The sequence below is a fragment of the Pseudomonas sp. CBZ-4 genome (assembly GCF_000346755.1).
Taxonomy (GTDB): Bacteria; Pseudomonadota; Gammaproteobacteria; order Pseudomonadales; family Pseudomonadaceae; genus Aquipseudomonas.
Genome location: NZ_ANNV01000034.1, coordinates 26505 through 32506 on the forward strand (window position 1 = coordinate 26505; position 6002 = coordinate 32506).

Sequence of the window (6002 nt, forward strand, 5' to 3'; positions counted from 1 at the left end):
TAATCCTAAAACTTAGTAACCCTAGAACTGATTTGCGCGAGTAGATGTCTTTGGCTAGTTAAGAAGGTGAAAAAGTGTACGTTAACCGGGAAGGCCTATTACCAATTCTGGGCGGAGTCATCATTGTCGAAGATGATCCGACGCTCCGTGAACTGATGGTGGATATCGTCGAGGAGGTAGGGGCTGAGGCATTAGCATTTGAAACTGCTGATGATGCGTTAACATATCTTCTGCAATCGCATGAAAAATGCAGGCTAGTGATTGCCGATCATGGGGTCCCTGGACAAATTCAAGGTACAGAATTCATTGAAATGGTGAGAGGAAGATGGCCGACGATTGCATCGATTCTGACCTCAGGGGCTTTGATAGATCCTGCATCAGTCCCGCCTTCTACGATCTACTTACACAAGCCATGGTCTCTGGATGATCTGATCGGTGCGATGGCATCCCTGCTTCAGCCAGGTTTCCAAATCCAGAAAGCGCAAGAATAGAGCTATTTTTTGATCTTTTTCATTAACAGCAACGAGCCTGTAGCGTACGAGTTTCTCCGTATTTGTTAGAGCAACCGGCGCTCCTACAGTTCTTAGAACCATGAATTAACACCAAAGGTTTTCTAAGTTTTTGAACCCCCACTTTGCTGGATCCTCCCGGCTGACGATACGATCTGTTGTCGAACTTTGTGCTAAATCCACCACCTGCTCCACAATAGTAGTCTTAGACTTAACTGAGAAGAATACGCGCACAATCGGCCTGCTGAGATGGGTCGGATTTTTCCCAATCACCACGCCCAAATACCCGGAATGTAATCTAACCAAACTGCCAAGCGGATAAATTCCTACGGTTTTGACAAAGGTATTAAAAAGTTCTTTGTCGAAATGCCCTGTCCATTTCGACATATGCGCGAGAGAGCTAGCGGGATCCCAAGCTTCCTTGTAAGGACGATTGGAGGTAATAGCATCATAAACATCACAGATTGCCGCCATGCGCGCTAAAATACTAATTTGTTGGCCTTGGAGGCTGTGCGGATAGCCAGTGCCATCGATCTTCTCATGGTGGTGGAGGCAGACATCTAGAGCGCACTTGGGAATAAGTTCGCTCTTGAGAAGCATGGCATGACCAAGTTCTGGATGCCTGCGCATTACCGAAAATTCGTCATCAGTAAGCTTACCCGGTTTGTTGAGCACAACTCCCGGAATTACTATCTTACCAACGTCGTGTAACAGTCCAGCAATCCCCGCTTCGCGAATCTGCTCGTTATCCAGTCCTAATTGCTGGGCCAAGGCAACCATAAGAGCGCAAACCGAAACGGAGTGCATATAGGTGTATTCGTCCTTGGTTTTCAGTCGCGCCAGGCCAATGAGAGCGGAGGAGTTCCTCGCCACAGATGTGCTAATTTCTTCTACGATGGGTAGACATTGTTCTATATCGATAGCTTTTCCGAGGCGGGCCTCATTGAATAACTGCATCACAGCAAGTTTGGAATGGTTGAGAATCTGCGATGCGCGATGTAGTTCTTCAGCCACCGTAGTAGAAACAGGCGTTGGCGTTGGCAGTGTTTGTGCCGCATAAGTTAGTGGTTCTTTTTGTTCCTGACTCGGATCCTCAGCTGTTTCGGTGATATCCGTACCTTTTGAACAATCGATCCACACTGCCGAAACTTTGCTGTTTTGCAAAGCCTCTAGGTCAGCCTGATCATACAATACAAATTTTGCCTTCCAAAACGGATGTGATAACCAATTGCCTTCAAGTGATTGGATATACATCCCAAGCCTTACTTGATGTGTGGATATCATTTTCAGCATCAGATCTGCTCGACGTAATTGGTTAATGATCAGAGATTTTTCGGGGCTGAATCCACCGGACTTAAAGATGGCGGTGGGTGTCCAAGCGAGCGTAGCAGTTCTGCTTCAATAGAATTTGGGTCAATTACGCCACGCGCCAACGTATCAGCGAGGTTTTCCAAAAAGCTAGCCAGGGTTGACGGTTCAGGTAGATTCGGTCCTCCAAGGAGGAGCCATCCCTCCAGAGTGTAGAACGTCGCTAGACGAAGCTTGATAGCTACCGTGACTTTTTTTCTGCTAGCTTTCTGGCGTTGCATTGAATTTATTATTCCTGGACGTCGATATCAGCTTGTTAGCTGCGCAGCAGGGATCTAAAGGTCTAGATTTTACAAAAATTTGTGGGCTCTTGAAACAGTGTATCACAAAGTCAGAACGGAAATATTGATATTGAGCAATAAATCAGTAAAAATGCACCGGAGTTAAATTTATCCCAGTGAAAAAACACAAAAATTTCATCTTCGCAAACTGCTTAAAAATCACTCGGCCCCAAGGACAGATGGGTTGGGGAAAAATGTTTAGACCAGCTGATGACGGCCTCTACCGGCATAGGTTTCGCAAAACCATAGCCTTGTGCGGAGTCGCAACCTAGGCGCATCAAAAGTTTAGCTTGCTCCACTGTCTCCACACCTTCAGCAATAACTTCTCTATTAAATGACTTGGCCAAACCAATGATAGCGATCGTCAATAAAAGGCTATTTTTGTCGTCAAGTATTCCACGAATAAAAGATTGATCAATCTTAATTGAATGCGTCTCTAGTTTTTTAAGATAGCTCAGCGAGGAATATCCAGTGCCAAAATCATCTAATGAAAATGTAACTCCTAGTTTTTTGCATTCATTAATATTTTTAACTACGAGCGGGATATTTTCCAGCATTACTGATTCGACAATTTCAATATCTAACATCTGTGGTGAGGAATTTGGAAAACGGGATAATAAGTGTTTTAAGGTTTCGACAAAATCCTCACGTTGAAAATGTAAGGCTGCTATATTCACCGCTACTGACCATGTTTTTCCAAGCACAGCCCAATTACTGATTTGAGTTAATGCCTGTTCAATAACCCAATTGCCAATATCGACAATCAAATTAGTTTGCTCAACAAATGGGATAAAATTTTGCGGATAAATTATTCCCTCTTGCGGGTGCTGCCAACGCAATAAAGCTTCATAGCCAGTAATGGTCCCACTGCTCAGATTTATTTTCGGCTGGTAATGCAAGCATAACTCATTATTACGCAAGGCTTTGCTAACGAGTACTACAGTTTCGAAGGCTGTTCTGGCTTCATTATCCAGTAATATATTGAACAAATGATAGCAGTCACGACCTCTCAGTTTGGCTCTGTACATTGCCTGGTCGGCGTGACGGAGGAGCGAGTCGATATCCGCATCATCTTTTGGATAGATGGTCACACCAATACTAGCAGAAATATTAAGTTCTATACCGTCAATTGTATATGCTAGGGAAAGCGCCGTCAGAATCCTTTGCATGTCCATTTCCAATTCATTCGCATGCATTAACCCCAAAAGGATCACGAACTCATCGCCACCTAATCGCGCGACGGTGTCTTCGCCGCGAATGATTTTTTTCAGACGTTCGCTTACCTCTACTAACAAACGATCACCTATCGCATGACCGTAGCGATCATTGATCAATTTAAAGCCATCGAGGTCGAGTATACACACCGCAAGCGAACTATGGTTCCGATGTGCTGTGGCTACAGACTGTTTAAATCGATCGTATAGTAAAGAACGATTAGGTAAACCAGTTAGCACATCATGATCTGCGCGCCACTGCAGTACTTCCATCAGCTTCCGCTTTTCTGTCACATCAAAGCGGATAGAAACATATTTTTTTACGTTGGCTTCGCTATCGTAGGTGGCCACGATAGTACTTTCTACCCAATATAAAGTACCGTCCTTTCGAATATTGCAGATTTCACCTTTCCAAACTTTTCCACTTGATATTGTTTTCCACAGTTCCGCAAAAAACTCAGGTGGATGCAAAGATGAATTCAGGATACGATGATTTTTTCCGAGCAACTCGTGCACGCTATATCCAGAAATAGCACAGAATTGTTCGTTAACATAAGTAATGTTTCCCTGCATGTCCGTCTCTGAAAAGATAGCAGCCGCATCTACTGCCGCACGGTATCCTTGACTCATTGCTGAACCTCACTAATACCACAAGGCACTATCTATTGAATCGCTCAACCAATGCGTGCAGCCCACGGGATGTGTTTTCAAGTTCACCGCCTCGAATCACTGCGGCGTGGGCATTTTTCGCTGTTTTCTCAACTGTCCCAGCGACATTGTTGATCTGGCGAGCAATATCCTCCGCGACATGAGCCTGTTCTTCTGATGCCGCTGCCATTTGCTGGCTCATTCCAGTTATTCTTTCTACGGCCTCACGAATCCCTTGCAGAGCGCTCTGAGCCTCAATAACTTGTCGCACGCCGTGGTCAGCCTCGCGTATACCCAGTCTCGCAATATCAACGGCCTCATCAGCACCTTTTTTGAGGGTCTCGATGACACTTTGAATTTGTTGAGTTGACACACGTGTTTTGCTGGCCAAGGCACGAACTTCGTCGGCAACTACCGCAAAACCGCGCCCCTGCTCACCAGCTCTAGCAGCCTCAATAGCTGCGTTGAGTGCAAGTAAGTTCGTTTGGTCTGCGATCGATTGAATAACCTCTGCTGCAGACATAATTTGCTGCGTTTCACTGGCAAGGTTATCCACGGCAGTACTGATATTCGTTACTGTAGTCGCAAGAAGCTGTATCGCTTCTCGGGACGTACCAGCGACTTTATCCCCTTGTTCGGCCAATTCATTCGCAGTTTGCGCTTCAGTTGCCGTTTGCTGCACATGCCCGGCGACTTCATTGATCGATGCTGCCATCTCCGTCATGGCAGCGGCCGTCATGTCCGTTTCAGCTCTCTGTTCAAGTAAGGCATGCTCTGTTTGGTTAGAGAGTAGGGAGGAGTCAGCAGCAGCTTCGGCTACTTGGCTAGCTAGATCGCCTAACCGAGTAAGTGCGGTTTTAAGGCGTGCATCCTCACTGATCAATATCATTTCCAATCGTGCAGAAGGGCCGTAGCTATCGCTGTACGTGAGGGCACTAATAGGATCTGAAAATGCATTGGGAACACTTTGAATGATCCGGTGAAGAAGTTTTCCCTGATTAGTATACGACCACCAGCCCATCGCAAGAAAAAGTACGGCTGTTATTGCTTGAGCTGCCAGACTCGGGAGTAGAATTGAGGCGCAAACCGCAAACGTTGCGGCGGTCATAGGTAAAGCTAGTCTTGCGAGGAATACTCCACAGTGATGATGCCCTGGAGTGGCCTCTTTGCCTGTGCGCAAGCGAGCATAAAGCTTTTGTGCACGCTCTATTTGTTCACGACTTGGCTTGACTCGAACGGACTCATAACCAGTTAAGGCGCCGTTTTCAACAATCGGCGTGACATAGGCGCTGACCCAATAATAGTCACCATTTTTGCAACGATTTTTTACAATACCCATCCAGCTTTTGCCAGACTTTAGATAACTCCACATCAGCCCAAAAACAGCTGGGGGCATATCGGGATGGCGAACCAAGTTATGTGGGCTGCCCACAAGTTCTTCACGCGTATAGCCGCTTATGCTCGCAAATTCATCATTGCAGTAAATGATCTTACCGCTAGGATCGGTAGCTGAAATCAAACGTTCTGAACCGGGAAATACCTGTTCAACAGACGTGACTGACCGGCTGACCGAATGACCGACTGACCGAATTCATGATTAGATTACCTAGGCGAGCATGATGTCACAATAACATCATTTTTAGGGGTTGACAATCTGCGCCGAATTAGCTATTGACTAAATTTTGTTGGAGTGGTATTGCATTAGCAGAAATCATCCACTAGCTAGGACTATGGTCACAGTCGCGCTGATCTCTGACTTCATGAATCTGTTCAATCACGAGCATAAGCTTGTCAAACTCCAGAAAAATCGAATCAGCTAGATCGTTGTATCCGCAGTTTTTGAGTAACGTAGCTTGCTCCTTCATTTCGTTAGCTATGTCTAGAAGCCTAGAAGCTTGTCGATTGAGAACTGCCTGACTGAAGCTATGGATCAACGTCTGTTGCCGCTGACCGAAAACTGACCCAGTAGAGGCTGTTCTGCC

General features: G+C 45.8%; 5 protein-coding genes. 1 reads left to right on the plus strand and 4 read right to left on the minus strand.

The window, feature by feature from the left end; all coding sequences use genetic code 11:
• Positions 1-74: 74 nt before the first annotated feature.
• Positions 75-491, plus strand: a complete 417-nt coding sequence (locus tag B348_RS0105095; protein ID WP_017735067.1) for a response regulator — start codon at positions 75-77, stop codon at positions 489-491.
• A 105-nt stretch (positions 492-596) separates the two neighbouring features.
• On the opposite strand, the gene B348_RS0105100 is transcribed toward B348_RS0105095, so the two are convergent.
• From B348_RS0105100 to B348_RS1000000131840, 4 genes are all read right to left on the minus strand, one after another.
• The gene (locus tag B348_RS0105100) at positions 597-1802 is read right to left on the minus strand and encodes an HD-GYP domain-containing protein (protein ID WP_081609204.1); all 1206 of its coding nucleotides are present in this window, start codon (positions 1800-1802) and stop codon (positions 597-599) included.
• 508 nt (positions 1803-2310) lie between these two features.
• Positions 2311-4002, minus strand: coding sequence for a bifunctional diguanylate cyclase/phosphodiesterase (locus tag B348_RS0105105; protein WP_026136574.1), 1692 nt, complete (start codon positions 4000-4002; stop codon positions 2311-2313).
• A gap of 28 nt (positions 4003-4030) precedes the next feature.
• The gene (locus B348_RS0105110; protein ID WP_371105853.1) at positions 4031-5539 is read right to left on the minus strand and encodes a methyl-accepting chemotaxis protein; all 1509 of its coding nucleotides are present in this window, start codon (positions 5537-5539) and stop codon (positions 4031-4033) included.
• Positions 5540-5738: 199 nt separating this feature from the next.
• Positions 5739-6002: hypothetical protein (locus tag B348_RS1000000131840; RefSeq protein WP_026136576.1), on the minus strand; the 264-nt coding region annotated here is incomplete at its 5' end.

Bases quoted from the DNA above. Each gene is read 5' to 3' on its own strand.
- B348_RS0105105 (WP_026136574.1), bottom strand. From the start codon at position 4,002: ATGAGTCAAGGATACCGTGCGGCAGTAGATGCGGCTGCTATCTTTTCA.
- B348_RS0105100 (WP_081609204.1), bottom strand. From the start codon at position 1,802: ATGCTGAAAATGATATCCACACATCAAGTAAGGCTTGGGATGTATATC.